13 protein-coding genes are annotated in these 16,479 nt (G+C 65.6%); 5 read left to right on the plus strand and 8 right to left on the minus strand.

Going from position 1 to position 16,479, the window contains the following annotated elements; genetic code table 11:
* On the minus strand, positions 1 to 2,742 hold the full coding sequence (gene rbbA / locus ACM6UT_RS02840) for a ribosome-associated ATPase/putative transporter RbbA (RefSeq protein ID WP_416795846.1): 2,742 nt from the start codon (positions 2,740 to 2,742) through the stop codon (positions 1 to 3).
* Entirely contained in the window at positions 2,729 to 3,742 is a 1,014-nt protein-coding gene (locus ACM6UT_RS02845) for an HlyD family secretion protein (protein WP_416795847.1), read from the minus strand. Before ACM6UT_RS02845 ends, rbbA begins: the two co-directional genes overlap by 14 nt.
* 220 nt (positions 3,743 to 3,962) lie before the next feature.
* Here ACM6UT_RS02845 and ACM6UT_RS02850 point away from each other — a divergent pair, with 220 nt between their 5' ends.
* From ACM6UT_RS02850 to ACM6UT_RS02865, 4 genes are all read left to right on the plus strand, one after another.
* Positions 3,963 to 4,961, plus strand: coding sequence for a P1 family peptidase (locus tag ACM6UT_RS02850; protein ID WP_416795848.1), 999 nt, complete (start codon positions 3,963 to 3,965; stop codon positions 4,959 to 4,961).
* Between the two features lie 127 nt (positions 4,962 to 5,088).
* On the plus strand, positions 5,089 to 6,888 hold the full coding sequence (locus tag ACM6UT_RS02855; protein WP_416795874.1) for a PHA/PHB synthase family protein: 1,800 nt from the start codon (positions 5,089 to 5,091) through the stop codon (positions 6,886 to 6,888).
* Between the two features lie 7 nt (positions 6,889 to 6,895).
* Complete coding sequence (locus ACM6UT_RS02860; RefSeq protein WP_416795849.1) at positions 6,896 to 8,272, plus strand: bifunctional enoyl-CoA hydratase/phosphate acetyltransferase; 1,377 nt, start codon at positions 6,896 to 6,898, stop codon at positions 8,270 to 8,272.
* Positions 8,269 to 9,447, plus strand: coding sequence for an acetate/propionate family kinase (locus ACM6UT_RS02865; RefSeq protein WP_416795850.1), 1,179 nt, complete (start codon positions 8,269 to 8,271; stop codon positions 9,445 to 9,447). Before ACM6UT_RS02860 ends, ACM6UT_RS02865 begins: the two co-directional genes overlap by 4 nt.
* Positions 9,448 to 9,534: 87 nt before the next feature.
* Here ACM6UT_RS02865 and ACM6UT_RS02870 read toward each other — a convergent pair whose 3' ends face one another.
* The 6 genes from ACM6UT_RS02870 to ACM6UT_RS02895 form a co-directional block, all read right to left on the minus strand.
* A complete protein-coding gene (locus ACM6UT_RS02870; RefSeq protein ID WP_416795851.1) occupies positions 9,535 to 10,287 on the minus strand; it encodes an ABC transporter ATP-binding protein in 753 nt (250 codons plus the stop codon).
* The gene (locus ACM6UT_RS02875) at positions 10,284 to 11,117 is read right to left on the minus strand and encodes an ABC transporter ATP-binding protein (protein ID WP_416795852.1); all 834 of its coding nucleotides are present in this window, start codon (positions 11,115 to 11,117) and stop codon (positions 10,284 to 10,286) included. Before ACM6UT_RS02875 ends, ACM6UT_RS02870 begins: the two co-directional genes overlap by 4 nt.
* Positions 11,114 to 12,046, minus strand: a complete 933-nt coding sequence (locus tag ACM6UT_RS02880; RefSeq protein WP_416795853.1) for an ABC transporter permease — start codon at positions 12,044 to 12,046, stop codon at positions 11,114 to 11,116. The genes ACM6UT_RS02875 and ACM6UT_RS02880 overlap by 4 nt, the downstream gene beginning before the upstream one ends.
* Positions 12,043 to 13,038: an ABC transporter permease gene (locus tag ACM6UT_RS02885; RefSeq protein ID WP_416795875.1), complete on the minus strand. Its 996-nt coding sequence runs from the start codon at positions 13,036 to 13,038 to the stop codon at positions 12,043 to 12,045. The genes ACM6UT_RS02880 and ACM6UT_RS02885 overlap by 4 nt, the downstream gene beginning before the upstream one ends.
* 78 nt (positions 13,039 to 13,116) lie before the next feature.
* A complete protein-coding gene (locus tag ACM6UT_RS02890) occupies positions 13,117 to 14,757 on the minus strand; it encodes an ABC transporter substrate-binding protein (RefSeq protein WP_416795854.1) in 1,641 nt (546 codons plus the stop codon).
* 46 nt (positions 14,758 to 14,803) lie between these two features.
* Entirely contained in the window at positions 14,804 to 15,856 is a 1,053-nt protein-coding gene (locus ACM6UT_RS02895) for a dipeptidase (RefSeq protein WP_416795855.1), read from the minus strand.
* Between the two features lie 321 nt (positions 15,857 to 16,177).
* On the opposite strand from ACM6UT_RS02895, the gene ACM6UT_RS02900 reads away from it, so the two are divergent.
* The coding region (locus tag ACM6UT_RS02900; protein ID WP_416795856.1) for an SDR family NAD(P)-dependent oxidoreductase at positions 16,178 to 16,479 on the plus strand (302 nt) is incomplete at its 3' end.

Below are 16,479 nucleotides of genomic sequence, written 5' to 3' on the forward strand. Positions count from 1 at the left end.
TCAGACCTCCTGCTTGCGCAGGAGCAGCCAGGCCATGGCGATCAGTACCGGCCAGAACAGCGCAAGCGGCAGGATGAAGGGAACGAGGTCGGCAAAGCCGAGTGCCTTGGTGAAGGCGCCGACACTGGCGCGCAGGAAGTAAGTGGTCGGGAACAGCGTTCCGATGAACCTGCCCGCGCCTTCGAGCGTTGCGACCGGCTGCAACAATCCGGCAAACTGCGTCGCCGGCATCATCGTCCCGATCGCTGTCGCGAACATGGCCGCGACCTGGGTCCGGGTCATGGTCGAGCTCAGGATGCCAATCGCCGTCGTTGCGAGGAGATAGAGGAACGCCGCGAGCGTGAGACCGAGGAAACTGCCTCTGATCGGCACGCCGAAGAGCAGGACCGCCATCAAAACGAGAACGACGTAGTTGACGCAGCCGACAAGGACATAGGGCACCTGCTTGCCGAGCAGGAATTCGAGCTTGGTCACCGGCGTCACGTAGAGATTGCTGATCGAGCCGAGCTCCTTTTCGGAGACGACACCGAGCGCCGTCAGGATCGACGGGATGAAGAGCAGCAGGATCGCAACCACCGCCGGCACCATAGCGTCGAGGCTGCGGAAGGCCTGATTGTAGCGATAGCGCATCTCGACGTTCGCCGCCGGGCTCGTCGCGACGCCGGCCGCCCTTGCCGCTTCCGTGAGGAAGTGCGCGTGTGCGCCGGAGATGTAGCCGAGCATCGTCTGCGCACGGAAGGGCATCGCCCCGTCAAGCGTCGCCAGGACCGTGGTCTTGTGACCGCTTCGCAGATCCGCTCCGAAGCGCTCCGGGATTTCGAGGGCGATGGCGATGGCGTTCGCCTCGAGTTTCTGCTCGAGTTCCCGCTGATCGTCCAGGGGCCCTTCGTAACGGAAGGCCGTCGAGGCTGCGAAACTGTCGATATACGCCCGGCTCTCGGCGGTCTGGTCGCGGTCGAGCACGCCGAGCCGAAGGTCGTTGACGTCGAGCGTGATTCCGTAACCGAGGATCAGCATCAGGATCGCCGTCCCGAGAAGAGAGAAGCCGAGACGGATCGGATCTCGCACGAGCTCCATCATCTCGCGCCGGGCATAGGCGATCGCTCGCCGCAGCGAGAAGGTCCGCATCACGGGCGCAGTCGCCCCGGTCGCCGCCGGCAGGGCCGCGTCGAAGGACGCCATCTCCTCGCGCCCGCCCTGCTTCATGTAGGCGATGAAAGCCTCGTCGAGCGTGGCCGATTGCGTCTCCGCCTTGAGTTTTTCCGGGACGCCGCTCGCGATCACCTTGCCCGCATGCATGAAGGCGATGCGGTCGCACCGCTCCGCCTCGGACATGAAGTGGGTGGAGATGAAGATCGTCACGCCGTCCTCGCGCGAGACCCGCTGCAGATCGCCCCAGAAGGCATCCCGCGCGATCGGATCGACGCCGGAGGTCGGCTCATCGAGAATGAGGATTTCCGGACGGTGCAGAAGCGCCACCGCGAGCTGGAGACGCTGGCGCACACCGCGCGGCAGGCGTTCCGACGCGGTGTCGTGGTAGTCCTGAAGCCCGAACTGCTCCGAGAGCTCAGTCACACGCGCCGTGGCGGCATCTCCTTTGAGATCGAAGATCGCCGCATGCAGCCGGAGGTTCTGGAGCACGGTGAGCTCACCGTAGAGCGAAAAGCCCTGCGACATGTAACCGACGCGCCTTCGCGCGGGAATATCGGAGGCATCGACCGGCTCGCCGAACAGGAAGGCCTCCCCTTCGGTTGCCGGAAGCAGGCCCGTCAGCATCTTCATCGTCGTCGACTTGCCGCAGCCGTTCGAACCCAGGAAGCCGAAGATCTCCCCGCGCGGAATGCGGAAGCTGACATGATCGACGGCGGTGAAGGAGCCGAAGCGCCGTGTCAGCCCCTTGGCCTCGATAGCGACATCCTCGCTCCCGACCGGCTGCGTCACGGCGACCTTGTCCTTGCCCGCCGCGGCACCGTGTCCGTTCTCGTTGAGCAAGCTCACGAACGCCCGCTCCAGCGTGCTTGCACCCGTGCGGACAAGCAGTTCCGCCGGTGTCCCGTCGGCCAGGATGCGGCCGTCGTTCAGCATCGCCACCCGATCGAACTGCGTCGCCTCGTCGATGTCGGAGGTGGCCGTCAGGATGGTGAGGCGCGGACGTGCCTTGCGGATGCTCTCCACCAGTTGCCAGAACTGTTGTCGAGACAGGGGATCGACCCCGGTGGTCGGCTCGTCGAGAAGCAGGAGATCCGGATCGTGCACGAGTGCGCAGCAGAGCCCGAGCTTCTGCTTCATCCCGCCGGAGAGCTTGCCCATCAGGCGGTCGCCGAACGGATCGAGACCCGTTGCCTTCAGGAGCGCGGCGATACGCCGCCGCCGCTCGGCCTCGCCGTGTCCGAAAAGCCGGGCAAAGAAATCAACGTTCTCGATCACGGAAAGGCTCGGATAGAGGTTGCGCCCGAGGCCCTGCGGCATATAGGCGATCCGTGGCAGCACGCCGGCGCGGGAGCGCTGCCCGCCCATATCGCTTCCGAGCGAACGAACATTGCCGGCCTGGATGCGCTTGGCGCCGGCGACGAGCGCGAGCAGGGTCGACTTGCCGACGCCGTCAGGGCCGACGATCGCCATCTTCGAGCCGGCGGCGACGGTGAGGTCGATGCCGTCGAGCGCGACGACACGGCCGTAGCGATGGGAGACCCCGCGAAGCTCGACGCCGGGCTCCTGATGGTCGGCCTCAGGGTTTGGCATCGGTCGCGGCACCGGTGGTCAGGTCAGACTCCAGCCAGCTCGGCCAAGTGACCGCGGGATCGAGCTTCACGTATCCAACGCCGGTGACACCCGTCTTCACCTGCTGCAGATACTGCGCCACCAGCGGCTTCGGTGCGCTGATCTTCACACGGAACATCAGGCGATCCCGCTCGCTGCGGGTCTCGACCTGCTTCGGCGTGTACTGGGCCTGCGGCGACACGAACGAAACCGTGCCCGGCACCGCCCGGTCCGGGAGGACGTCGAGAAGAATGCGCCCCTCGGCGCCGATCGCCGTGCGGGCCGCATCCGCAGACGGCAGGAAGATCGTCATATAGACGTCGGAGAGATCGAGCAGGGTCAACACCTTGCCGCCGGCACCGAGAACCTCGCCCGGCTCGGCGAGCCGGTAGAGCACCCGACCGTCCTTGGGAGCCAGGAGCGTTGCGTTGCTGAGCATGTCCGTGATCTGGTCACGCGCGGCAGTGGCGCTCTCGATCGCCGCCTCGGCACTGCGCAGGCCGCTCTCGGCAGCCGAAAGCGCCGCCCGGGCGCTGTCTCTTACGAGCCGCTGCGAATCGACCCGCTGGTCGGAGACGAACCCCTTGCCGAGCAGGACGAGCTGGCGCTCGAGGTCCTTCTCGGCCAGCGCAAGCTCGCTCTGCCGCTGCGACAGGCCGAAGTTGGCGGAATCGCGGGCCTGTTCGGCCTCCTTGATCTGGGCCTCGGCAGCGCGCAGCTGCGCCTCCACCTGAGCGGTGTCGATGCGGGCAAGCATCTGCCCCTCGGTGACGTAATCACCCTCCGCCACCTCGACCGAGGCCAGCTTGCCGGCGAACTTCGTCGCGATGTCGATTTCCGTCGCCTCTATGCGGCCATTGCCCGCGGCGATCCCCGCCGGCAGGGCATCGCGCTGAGCCCATTGGAGATAGGCGTAGCCGGCCGCACCGACGACGACCAGCAGAGCGGTGAGAGCCGCGACAAACTTTGCAGTCTTCTTCATTGGATGCTCTTCTGCAGAAAAACGGAAAGACGAGAAATCGGAAACGTGTCGATGCCGGCCGGAGACGCATCGCGCGGGACGCCATGCCAGCCAATCTGGCGGTGAAATTCGCTCCCTCCCTTGATCCATATCAAGAACGTCGGCACATTCCCACCGCAGATTTGACGCTGGGTCAGGCCGTCGCGCGAAGGTCACGGCCACCACGAACAGGAGAGAGCGCATGGCAGATGCCATCGAAAACCTGCTCACCGACATCGAAGGCATATCCGTCGGCCATTCGACCGACCTCGAGCTCGGCTCCGGCGTCACCGTGATCGTCTTTGACGAGCCCGCGGTCGCTTCCGGCAGCGTACTCGGCGGTGCGCCCGGCGGACGCGAAACGAGCCTCCTCGACCCCTCGATGACGGTGGAGGTGGTCGACGCTCTCGTGCTCTCCGGCGGGTCGGCCTTCGGCCTCGACGCCGCAGGCGGCGTGCAGGCGGGCCTGCGGGAGATCGGCCGCGGCTTTCCCGTCGGCGACGTGCGCGTGCCGATTGTCCCCCAGGCGATCCTCATGGATCTCCTGAACGGCGGCAACAAGGATTGGGGCATCCAGTCGCCCTATCGCGACATGGGCTATACCGCCTTCAAGGCGGCCACCAAGGGTGCCTTCGCACTTGGAAGCGTCGGTGCCGGCACCGGCGCGACCACGGCGACCCTCAAGGGAGGGCTCGGCTCGGCGAGCGCCATGACCACCGGCGGCCACAAGGTGGCGGCGCTCGTCGCCGTCAACGCCATGGGGTCCGCGACCATCGGCGACGGACCCTTTTTCTGGTCCGCCCCGTTCGAGCTGGACGACGAATTCGGCGGCATCGGCTTGCCGGCCAACTTTTCCGCGCCCGACACCGTGCTCAGGGCGAAGGGGATCAATCTCACCGCCACGACCATCGGCGCAGTCGTCACCGACGCAGCACTCACCAAGGCACAGGCGCACCGGTTGTCGATCATGGGCCAGAACGGCATCGGCCGTGCCGTCCTGCCGGCGCATCTACCGGCCGACGGCGACACGGTCTTCGCGGCCGCGACCAATGCGCGGCCGCTCGCAAGTTCGGTGGATTTCATGGAACTCTGCCACCTTGCGGCGCTGGTCATGGCCCGCGCTGTCGCCCGCGGTGTCTATGAAGCGACTTCCTTGCCGGTCGAAGGGGCGCAGCTCTCATGGCGCGATCGCTTCGGCTGAGAGAGGGCAAGATTTTGGTTTGCGGACATTGGGCTATACTGTCGATACGATGTCGAGCCCGGCATCACGCACCGGAGCTGTAATGGCTCCCGGGTGCAACGAGGAGAATCGCGTGTCGAAAGAGAGCATGATCAAGGCGGCGGAGCCTTTCCCGGTCGATCTCGACGCGACGCTCTCGGCGCTCGGCGCCGACGAGGCTTCGGAGGCCGAAGCCTTCGACGCGCTCAACCGGATGACGGAGGCGCTGATGGCGCCGATGACGGGCGGGCTTTCGCCGGCGGCACTTTCGCTTGCCGTCTTCGACTGGGCGATGCATCTCGCCATGGCGCCTGGAAAGCGGCTGGAACTCCTCGACAAGGCATTGCGCAAGTCGAACCGGCTCGCCGTTCATCTCGCCGCCTGCGCCACCGACCCGCAAACTCCCCCCTGCATAGAGCCGCTGCCCGGCGACGACCGCTTCGCCAGCGAAGGCTGGAAGCACTTTCCCTTCAACGTGCTTTCGCAGGCCTTCCTGCTGAATCAGCAATGGTGGCACAACGTCACCAACGACGTCCCCGGTGTGACGCCTCACCATGAGGACGTGATCTCCTTCGCCGCCCGCCAGATGCTCGACGTCTTCTCCCCTTCGAACTTCGCCTGGAGCAATCCCGAAGTCCTGAAGAGAACCGCCGAGACGGGAGGGATGAACCTCGTCGACGGCCTGCGCAATCTCGTCGACGACACCAACCGCAGGCTCACGAGCCGGCCGCCTGCCGGAACGGAGGAGTACGTCCCCGGCGAGACGGTCGCCGTCACTCCGGGGCGCGTGGTCTACCGCAACCGGCTGATCGAACTCATCCAGTACGCGCCGACGACCGCGGCGGTCCATGCCGAGCCGATCCTGATCGTGCCGGCCTGGATCATGAAATACTACATCCTCGATCTGTCGCCGCAGAACTCGCTCATCCGCTACCTGGTCGATCGCGGCCACACCGTTTTCTGCATCTCCTGGCACAATCCGACCGCCGCCGATCGGGATCTCGGGCTCGACGACTACCGACAGCATGGCGTGATGGCAGCGCTCGATGCCATCGAGACGATCCTCCCCGACCGCAAGATCCATGCGACCGGCTATTGCCTCGGCGGCACCCTCCTCTCGATCGCGGCCTCGGCCATGGCACGCGCTGACGATGACCGCCTTGCCTCCGTGACCCTGCTCGCCGCCCAGATCGACTTTACCGAACCCGGCGAGCTCGCGCTCTTCATCGACCACAGCCAGCTGCATTTCCTCGAAAGCATGATGTGGAACCGCGGCTATCTTTCCGCCGACCAGATGGCCGGTGCCTTCCAGCTTCTGAAGTCGAACGACCTCGTCTGGTCGCGGATCGTCCGTGACTACATGATGGGCGAACGCCAGCCGCTGAACGACCTCATGGGGTGGAACGCCGATTCGACGCGCATGCCCTTCCGCATGCATTCGGAATACCTGCAGCGTCTCTATCTCGACAACGACTTCGCCGCCGGCCGCTACATGGTCGGCGACCATCCGGCCGCTCCGCAGAACATCCGCGTGCCGATCTTCGCCGTCGGCACCGAGCGCGACCACGTGGCGCCATGGCGATCGGTCTTCAAGATCCATGCCCTCGCTGACACAGAAGTGACCTTCGTGCTGACGAGCGGCGGCCACAATGCCGGCATCGTCAGCGAGCCCGGCCACCCGCACCGGCATTTCCGCATGACGACGAAATCCGCAGCGCCCCCGTGCATCGGGGCGGAGGAATGGCTGCGCGACACGGCGGCCGAGGACGGGTCATGGTGGCCACGCTGGGCGGACTGGCTCGCCGCCCGCTCTTCGCCGTCAAAGGTCGCACCGCCGACGATCGGAGCGCCGGAGCGCGGCTACCCGCCGCTCGAGACAGCTCCCGGAACCTATGTCTTCGAACGATGAGGCCGCGATGAACAGCCCCCTCCTGACAAACCGGACCTTCGACGAAATCGCGGTCGGCGACAGCGCCACCGTTGAGCGCGTGGTCGAAACCGGTGATCTCACCTCTGCAGCCGACAGCGCCTTTTCGCCACGCGATTTCATCGGCGAGGTCGTCGCCCGGGCGATCTGGTCCGCTGCCTCGGCGGCCGATGGTGCGCGCCCGCCGGCCGGCGCCACGATCTATCTCGGACAGGAGCTGAAATTCCAGAAACCCGTCGCGCCCGGCGACACGATCACGGCGACGGTGAGCGTGATCGAGAAGCGGCCGGACAAGCAGATCGTCGTCCTCGACACCCGCTGCCTGAACCAGAGGGGCGAGGAGGTGCTGACCGGCCTTGCCACCGTCATCACCCGTTTCGAGCGGGTCGAGTGGCCGCAGGCCGTGTTGCCCTCCCTCATCGCGGCAGCAGCGCAGCATCAGGACCAGTTCGACACGATCGTCGCCGATGCCAAGCGATCCCCGCCGCTCAAGGTGGCGGTCGTCCATCCCTGTTCGCCGGAGGCGATCCAGGCGGCCGCCGAAATCCGCGAGGAAGGTCTTCTCGATCCGGTGCTGGTTGGACCGGAGACGAAGATCCGCGCCGCCGCGGCGGAGGCGGGCATTGCGCTCGACGGCTTCGAGATCGTCTGCGCCGAGCACAGCCATGCGGCGGCCGAACTGGCAGTCGAGCTGGCAGTCGCGGGCAAGGTCGCGATCCTGATGAAGGGGAGCCTTCACAGCGACGAGCTCATGGGCGCCGTCGTCGCACCGTCGTCCGGGCTTCGCACCGAGCGGCGGATCAGCCATGCCTACGTGATGGACGTGCCGGCCTATCCGAAGCTGCTCGTCGTCACGGATGCCGCGATCAACATCGCGCCGACGCTCGAACAGAAACGCGACATCTGCCAGAACGCCGTCGATCTCCTGCATCTCCTCGGCAATCCGGAGCCGAGGGTCGCGGTGCTCGCCGCGGTCGAGACCGTCAACGGCAAGATGCCGGCGACGCTGGACGCGGCGGCCCTGACCGTGATGGCGGCGCGCGGCCAGATCACTGGCGCCCGCGTCGACGGACCGCTTGCCTTCGACAATGCGATCAGCCTCGACGCCGCCCGCACCAAGGGCATCGTCTCCCCCGTCGCCGGGCAGGCCGACATTCTGCTGGTGCCGGACCTCGAAGCCGGCAACATGCTCGCCAAGCAGCTCCTCTATTTCGCCGGCGCGGATGCCGCCGGCCTCGTCCTCGGCGCCCGCGTGCCGATCATCCTGACCAGCCGCTCCGACAGTCTGAAGGTGCGGATCGCCTCGGCGGCACTCGCCAAGCTGACGGCGGCCCGCCGGTCGGCACAGGGGCTGCCCTGCCAATGACGGGAAGGCTGCTGCTCACCTTCAACGCCGGCTCCTCGACGGTGAAGATCGGCCTCTTCCTGCGCGAGGACGGCAAGGCGCGCCGCATCGGCAAAGGGATGATCGACTTCCGCCACAAGCCGTTGACCTTCCATCTCGTTGAAGGACCGGAGACCTTCGACGTTCCGTTGGAGGCCGAAGGTGGCGATGTCCTGCACGAGGTGCTCGACGAAACCTTCGGCTGGCTGGCAAAGCACTTCGACCTGGATGCCGTGTCGGCGGTCGGCCACCGCGTCGTCCACGGCGGCGACCGCTTCCGCGGTCCGGTCCTGCTTGACGCTCCGACGATCGAAGCGATTGACGCGCTCTCTCCGCTTGCCCCCCTGCACCAGCCGCAGAACGTGCGACTGATCCGTGCGGTCGGCGACCTGAGACCGGGCCTTCCGCAGACGGCATCCTTCGACACCGCCTTCCATGCCGGCCAGGCGCCGGCGGTCCGGCGTTTCGCCATACCCCGGAACTTATATGACGAGGGGATCAAGCGCTACGGCTTCCACGGCCTCTCCTACGCCTTCGTCTCCGCCGAGCTCGCCCGCCGCCGGCCCGACCTAGCCGGCGCCCCAACGGTGATCGCCCATCTCGGCAGTGGCGCGAGTCTCTGCGCCGTCAGCGGTGGCGAGAGTCACGACAGCTCGATGAGCTTCTCGACGATCGACGGCATCCCGATGGCGACCCGCAGCGGAGCGATCGACCCGGGCGTCCTCTTCCACCTGATGCGGACGAAGGGCATGGGCCGCGAAGAGGTCGAAGACCTCCTCTACAACAAATCCGGCCTGCTCGGCCTTTCCGGGATCAGCGCCGACAGCCGGGTCCTGCTCGAAAGCGACCGGCCGGAGGCTGGCGAGGCGCTCGACGTCTTCACCTTCCGCATCGCCGGCGAAGTCGCCCGGCTTTCCGCCTCCATCGGTGGGCTCGACGCGCTCGTCTTCACCGCCGGGATCGGCGAGCACCAGCCGGCAATCCGGCGAGCGGTCTGCGAGCGGCTTGCCTTCCTCGGCGTCGCGCTCGATGACGGGGCCAACGCCGCCAACGCGCAGATGGTCAGCACGCCGGAAAGCCGCACGAAAGTCTTCGTCATCGCGACCGACGAGGAACAGATGATCGCCGACGAGACGCTTGCGGTCCTCGGGAGCTAGAGCGGTTCCGGCGAATTCGGGGTCGGTTCTGTTTCTCGATTGGCGTGTGCGATCCGGTGGTGAGCCGGTCGGAGGCAGTTCTGAAATCTACGCCTCGCGACGAAAGCCCTCGCTCGCCGTCAAGAGCTGGCGGGTGTAGTCCGCGCCGATGGCGCGCTGCCTCAGGTCTTCGACCGAAACCTCCTCGACCACGCCGCCCTCGCGCATGACGGCGAGCCGTTCGCACATGTGGCTGATGACCGCGAGGTCGTGGCTCACCATCACGAAGGTCAGGTTCCGGTCCCGTCGGGTTTGCTCCAGCAGATTGAGGATTTCCGCCTGGATCGAGGCGTCGAGCGCCGACGTCGGCTCGTCGAGCAGCAGTACCTTCGGCTCGACGATCAGCGCGCGGGCGATCGCGACCCGCTGCCGCTGGCCACCGGAAAGTTGGTGCGAGAAGCGGAAGCGAAAGCCTGAACCGAGCCCGACTTCGTCGAGCGCTCGGGCGATCCGCGCTTCCGTATCGGCGAAGCCGTGGATCGCCAGCGGCTCGAGCAGCAACCGGTCGACGGTCTGGCGCGGATGCAGCGAACCATAGGGGTCCTGGAAGACCATCTGAACGGTACGGTAGAATTCGGGGTCGCGGCGCCGGCCGGTATAACGCTGGCCGTGGACCTCGAGCGAGCCGCCGTCGAAACGGTTGAGGCCGGCGATTGCCCGCAGAAGCGTCGATTTCCCCGAACCGGATTCGCCGACGATGCCGAAGGATTCGCCCGGTGCGACGTCGATGCTGACGCCGGCGAGCGCCCGGTATCCCTCGAAGGTGACGGTCATGTCCTTGATCGAAAGAGCAGCGGTCATAGCGCCCACTCCGCCTTGCGTTCGAGGGTCGGCAGCGGATGTCGGTCGCGGTCGATCTGCGGCAGGCAGTTGAGCAACCCTCGCGTATAGGGGTGCTGCGCCTCGGAGAGCCGCGAGGCCTGCAATTCCTCGACAACCCGCCCGGCATACATGACCACGACACGATCGCAGAAGGACGACACGAGGCGCAGGTCATGCGAGATGAAGATCAGGCCCATGCCGCGCTCGGAGACCAGCTTGTCCAGGATTTCCAGCACGTCGAGCTGTACGGTCACGTCGAGCGCAGAGGTCGGCTCGTCGGCGATCAGCAGTTCCGGGCCGCAGACGAGCATCATGGCGATCATCGCCCGCTGCCCCATGCCGCCCGAAATCTCGTGCGGATAGAGGTCGAAGACGCGGCTCGGATCGTGGATCTGCACCGCCTCCAGCATGGCGAGCGCCCGCTCGCGTGCCTCGGCCTTCGAAACCGGTTCATGCGTCCGCAGGGTCTCGACGATCTGGCGGCCGATCGTCATCACGGGGTTCAGCGAGTATTTCGGGTCCTGCAGGATCATCGCGATCTTCTTGCCGCGCAGGGCCCGCCGTTGCCGGGAGGGGACGGAAAGGAGGTCCATGTCGCCAAAACGCAGCCTCTCGGCCGAGAGGCGCGCGTGCCGGGGCGTCAGCCCCATGATCGCGCGACCCGTCTGCGACTTGCCCGACCCGGACTCGCCGACGATGCCGAGACGCTCGCGGCCGAGCGAGAAGGTCACGCCGCGCACCGCCTCCACGAGGCCGTTGCGTGTCGGATAGCCAACCTTGAGGTTACGGATTTCAAGAAGCGGCGTCATTGGCCGGCCTCCCTCGGATCGAGCGCATCGCGCAATCCGTCGCCGAGCAGGTTGAAGCCGAGGCTGACGATGAGGATCGCCGCACCGGGCATGGCCGCCACCCACCATTGATCGAGGATGAAGCGTCGACCGGAAGCGATCATCGCGCCCCATTCGGGAAGCGGCGGTTGCGCACCGAGTCCGAGGAAGCCGAGGCCGGCCGCCGTCAGGATGATCCCGGCCATGTCGAGCGTCACGCGCACGATGAGCGAGGAGAGACAGAGCGGCATGATGTGAAGGGTAACGATGCGCGCCGGAGAGGCCCCCATCAGCCGGACCGCCGAAATATAGTCGGAATTCCGGAAGGTCATGGTTTCCGCCCGCGCGATGCGCGCATAGGGCGGCCAGGAGGTGACGGCGATCGCCAGCACCGCATTCTCGATCCCCGGCCCGAGAGCCGCGACCAGCGCCAGCGCCAGCACGAGTTTCGGGAAGGCGAGGAAAATGTCGGTGATCCGCATCAACACGCCGTCGACGAAGCCACCGGCGTAGCCCGAGATCGTGCCGACGAGGAGGCCGACCGGCGCGGCGATGACCGCCACGAGCACGACGACGAAGAGAGTGAGCCGCGATCCGTAGATCAGACGTGAGAGAATGTCCCGCCCCTGGTCGTCGGTGCCGAGCAGGTAGCCGGCCGAGCCCGGCGGCAGGAGGCGCGCCCCACGCAAATCGCCCTGTACCGGTGAATGCGGCGCGAGCACGTCCGCGAAGGCCGCAACGAACAAAAGGCCGAAGAGGATCAGGAGCCCCGCCACGGCAAGCCGGTTCTCGGTGAAGCGGCTCCAGATGACGTAAAGGCGACCGAGCCGCGCCTGCCGGCGCGATCGCGGCCTGTCGGAGAGCAGCCATTCGCGGAGCGTCGGCTTCAGGGGCGCTTCGTTCGTGTTCATCGGCTGCGAGTCCTCGGATCGAGTACGTGGTAGAGTACGTCCGACAGGACGTTGATCCCGATGAAGACGGAACCGATGACGATCGTGCCGCCCAGCACCGCATTCATGTCGGCGTTCTGCAGCGAATTGGTGATGTAGAGGCCGAGTCCGGGCCAGGAGAAGATCGTCTCAGTGAGCACGGAGCCTTCGAGCAGCCCCGCATAGGAAAGCGCGATCACGGTAATCAGCGGCACGGCGGCATTGCGCAGCGCATGGAACCAGATGATCCGGGTCTCCGAAAGCCCCTTCGCCCGCGCCGCGACGACATATTCCTGGGAGAGCTCGTTCAGCATGAAGCTGCGGGTCATGCGGCTGATGTAGGCGAGCGAGAAATGGCCGAGCAGCGCACCGGGCAGGATGATGTGGCGGAAGAGATCCCACAGCACGTCCCATTGCCGCTGCATGGCCGCATCGAGGAGGAAGAAGCCTGTTACCGGCGTGAAGCTGTATTCGTAGACGACGTCGATGCGGCCCGGATAGGCGACCCAGCCGAGCTTGGCATAGAAAAGGACGAGCGCGAGGAGGCCGAGCCAAAAGATCGGCACCGAATAGCCGATGAGACCGATGACCCGGACGATCTGGTCCGCAATCGATCCGCGCCGGACGGCGGCGAGCACGCCGAGTGGCACCCCGAGCACGGCACCGATGATGGTGCCGATGGTCGCAAGCTCGATCGTGGCCGGAAAGACGCGCGCAATGTCGGTCATCACCGGATTGGTGGTCAGCACGGACGTGCCGAAATCACCCGTCACGGCCTGCCTGACATAGATGACGAACTGCTGATAGAGCGGCAGGTTGAGCCCGAGCTCCTCGCGAACGCGCTCCACCACGTGCGCCGGCGCCCGGTCGCCGACGATGGCGAGCGCCGGATCGATCGGCACGACGCGGCCGATGAAGAAGGTGACGGCGAGAAGACCGAGGAAGGTCGTCGCGACCGTCAGCACGAACTTCAGGAACGAAAGGGCAAGGACCGAGGCGCCTGCCCTTGCGCGCCGCGCCTCGGTTCTGTTTTCCACTGCGGCCAAGGCCGTTTATTCCTTGGAGATCGTGTAGACGAAGTTGGTGTCGAAGCTCGGTCCGAGCCTGAGGCCCTTCAGCTTGTCCGAATAACCGGCGACCTCGATCTGCTGGAAGACCATCACGAAGGGACCACGGGCGAGAACTTCCTTCTGCAGCTCTTCATAGACGGCAGCGCGCTTGGCGGAATCTTTCTCGAGGAGAGCAGCCTGCGTCTTGGCGGAAAGATCCTTGGGATCCCACGCATTGCGCCATGCCAGCGTCTTGTTCTTGCCCTCGTCGGAATTATCCGGATTGAAGGTGAAGGTCTCGGCGTTCGAGTTCGGGTCGAAGTAGTCGGAGCCCCACTGGCCGATATAGATGTCGTGCTGACGGGCGCGATACTTGGTGAGCGTCTGCTTGCCGTCGCCCGGAATAATCTCGAGCTTGATGCCGGCCTGCGCCAACGTCTGCTGGACGTTTTCGGCAATCCCGGTCACCGGCTGTGTGTTGCGAACATCCATGGTCACGGAGAAGCCGTCCGGCACGCCGGCCTTGGCGAGCAGTTCCTTGGCCTTGGCGACGTCGAGCGTGTAGGGCTTGTCGTCGAGCGCGCCGAGCTGGCCCGCCGGGAGGAAGGTCTGGTGGATCTGGCCGATCCCCTTGATGAGGGTCTCGCCGATCGCATCATAGTCGACGAGGTACTTGAACGCCTCGATGACCTCGGGCTTTGCCAGCGTCTCGTTCTTCTGGTTGAGGCTGAAGTAATAGAGCGTTCCCTTCGGCGCCGACGTGATCGCAATGCCTTCCTTCTTGGAAACGGCATCGACGTCGCCGGGCTCGAGGTTGCGGGCGACGTCGATGTCACCGTTTTCGAGCGCCAGGCGCTGGCCGGCGCTTTCCTTCATGTGGCGATAGATGACGCGGGCAAGCGGCGGCTTCTCGCCGAAGAAGTTGTCGTTGCGCTCCAGCACCACGACTTCGTTGGCGCGCCATTCGCGGAGTTTGAAGGGGCCAGAGCCGGCATAGCCGGTCTTGAGGAACTCGTTGCCGAAATCGGTATCGTACTTGTACTCGTCCGTCGGCGTCATCGCCTTGGCGTGTTCCATCACCACTTTCTTGTCGACGACCGAAGCGACGGTGGAGGTCAGCACGTTCAAGACGAAGCTCGGCGCATAGGCCTTGTCGACGGTCAGCACGAACGTGGTCTCGTCGGCGGCCTTCGCCTTTTCTGTGACATTGTCTCCGGTGAGCCCGAACTGGGTCAGCAGGAAGGCCGGCGACTTGTCGAGCTTGACGGCACGCTCGAAGGAAAAAGCGACGTCCTCCGCGGTCACCGGGTTGCCGGAGGCGAATTTCGCTCCCGGCTTCAGCTTGAACGTATAGGTGAGGCCGTCATCGGAGATCGTCCAGCTGTCGGCCAGTTCGCCGACGACCTTGGAGGTATCATCGAGGTCGAGATTGACCAGCTTGCTGTAGGTGTTGGCGGTGACTTCCGCCGTCGAGATCTCGAAGGCCTCGCCCGGATCGAGCGTGATGATGTCGTCGATGGCCCAGCCTTCGACCAGCGTATCCGCCGGCGTTGCGGCGAAAGCCTGCGGCGCCCCGGCCAGAAGTAGGGCGAGAGCGGCAGTGGTCGTCATTACGCGCATGCGCTTGTTCAGCATTCCGGACATGTCTGTTCCCCTGTTTTTCTGTACTTTGCCTACCAGTGCTTCCCGCCTATTCGTGCCAGGCGGAAGCCAATACTCTCAGCCAGTTCTCCCGGCATATCTTGGACAGTTCCTCGTCACCGTAACCGGCGCCCTTGAGCGCGGCAACGAGTTTCTGGGTACCGCCTGCGTCGCCGATCTCGGCCGGAATTGTCGCACCGTCATAATCCGACCCGAGCGCGACGCAATCGATGCCCATCCGCTCGACGAGATGGTCGACGTGCCGCACCATGTCGGAGAGCGGCGTCTCGGCATCGTCGCGCCCGTCGGCCCGCAGCATGGTAACGGCGTAGTTCAGCCCGACAAGACCGCGGCTCTCCCGGATCGCATCGAGCTGGCGGTCCGTGAGGTTGCGCGCGACCGGCGTCAGCGCATGGGCGTTGGAGTGGCTGGCGACGAGCGGCTGGTCGGTCGTCTTCGCCACATCCCAGAAACCCTGCTCGGTGATGTGAGCAAGATCGATCAGGATGCCCAAGCGATTGCAGGTGCGCACGAGCTCGAAACCGGCGTCGGTGAGCCCCGGACCGGTGTCCGGTGTCATCGGGTAGGCGAAGGGCACACCGTGGCCGAAGATGTTGTTGCGGCTCCAGACGGGCCCGAGCGAGCGCAGCCCCGCGGCGTGAAAAACATCGAGGGCGGCAAGATCCTCCCCGATCGCCTCGCAACCCTCCATGTGCATGACGGCGGCGAAGATCCCCGCGTCGAGGGCGGCACGGATCTCGGCCGTCGAGCGGCAGAGCCGCCAGGCACCCGCACGATCGAGATTGACGGCGATCGAAGCCATGGCGAGCGCCACGTCGAGGGAAGGCGCCCGCTCCAGCGGTTCTGCAAGTGGCGTCGCATAATGACCGTTGGCGTCCGGCGCCTTCAGCGCGAAGTCGGAGGTGTTGGGAATGTAGATCGCGCAGAGCCCGCCGGCGAGCCCACCCACCTTTGCGCGCGGCCCGTCGATATGCCCGTGGCTGGTCCCGTCGACGAATTCCGCAATCGGGTCCGTTCCGGCCGCCTTAGCCCTCCAGAGTCTCAAGAGGACATCGTTGTGACCGTCGAACACCAGTTCCATGAAGCAAAATTCCCATTGGAAAGCAAAGCGATGGCATAGTTGTCGCGTACACAGGTGACCACCTGTCGCCGGAGTGCGACAGGTCCATCCGGCGCGGTGATTTGGATCGTAGGACCAAATCCGGCGACGGTTCAAGCCCCAAAATAACTATTAGAACAGATGGGTTCTTCGCCGCATCGTCCGGCCATGAACGTTGCGGCACGGGCGTCTCCCGCAAAGCCCGGCGAGCCGCGCGAAGCGTACCGCCGGAACCTTTCCCGGTCTTGACGGAGAAAGCGTCAGGTGGTCTGACAATGCCACACCAACGATGGAGACCTCGACATGACGCTTCTCGACGGCAAGCGGGTTCTTGTGACGGCTTCGGGCCAGGGGATCGGGCGTGCGAGTGCGCTGGCCTTTGCGCGGGCGGGTGCGAGCGTGGTCGCGACCGACATCAATGAGGGGGCGCTCGACAGCCTCGCCGCAGAGGCGAAGGCGGAAGGGCTCGCCCTCGAGACCCGCGTACTCGACGTGCTGAAGGACGAGGCCGTCGAGGCGATCGTTTCCGAAACAGGCCCCTTCGACGTGCTGTTCAACTGCGCCGGCTTCGTCCATTCCGGCACCGTCCTCGACATGGCCGACAA

The organism is Ciceribacter azotifigens (genome assembly GCF_048159625.1).
Lineage (GTDB): Bacteria > Pseudomonadota > Alphaproteobacteria > Rhizobiales > Rhizobiaceae > Allorhizobium > Allorhizobium azotifigens.

Excerpts from the sequence above, each read along its gene's own strand:
- ACM6UT_RS02890 (WP_416795854.1), bottom strand. The coding sequence starts at position 14,757 with ATGTCCGGAATGCTGAACAAGCGCATGCGCGTAATGACGACCACTGCC.
- rbbA (WP_416795846.1), bottom strand. The coding sequence starts at position 2,742 with ATGCCAAACCCTGAGGCCGACCATCAGGAGCCCGGCGTCGAGCTTCGC.
- ACM6UT_RS02880 (WP_416795853.1), bottom strand. The coding sequence starts at position 12,046 with ATGAACACGAACGAAGCGCCCCTGAAGCCGACGCTCCGCGAATGGCTG.
- ACM6UT_RS02895 (WP_416795855.1), bottom strand. The coding sequence starts at position 15,856 with ATGGAACTGGTGTTCGACGGTCACAACGATGTCCTCTTGAGACTCTGG.
- ACM6UT_RS02845 (WP_416795847.1), bottom strand. The coding sequence starts at position 3,742 with ATGAAGAAGACTGCAAAGTTTGTCGCGGCTCTCACCGCTCTGCTGGTC.
- ACM6UT_RS02855 (WP_416795874.1), top strand. The coding sequence starts at position 5,089 with ATGATCAAGGCGGCGGAGCCTTTCCCGGTCGATCTCGACGCGACGCTC.
- ACM6UT_RS02875 (WP_416795852.1), bottom strand. The coding sequence starts at position 11,117 with ATGACGCCGCTTCTTGAAATCCGTAACCTCAAGGTTGGCTATCCGACA.
- ACM6UT_RS02850 (WP_416795848.1), top strand. The coding sequence starts at position 3,963 with ATGGCAGATGCCATCGAAAACCTGCTCACCGACATCGAAGGCATATCC.
- ACM6UT_RS02865 (WP_416795850.1), top strand. The coding sequence starts at position 8,269 with ATGACGGGAAGGCTGCTGCTCACCTTCAACGCCGGCTCCTCGACGGTG.
- ACM6UT_RS02870 (WP_416795851.1), bottom strand. The coding sequence starts at position 10,287 with ATGACCGCTGCTCTTTCGATCAAGGACATGACCGTCACCTTCGAGGGA.
- ACM6UT_RS02860 (WP_416795849.1), top strand. The coding sequence starts at position 6,896 with ATGAACAGCCCCCTCCTGACAAACCGGACCTTCGACGAAATCGCGGTC.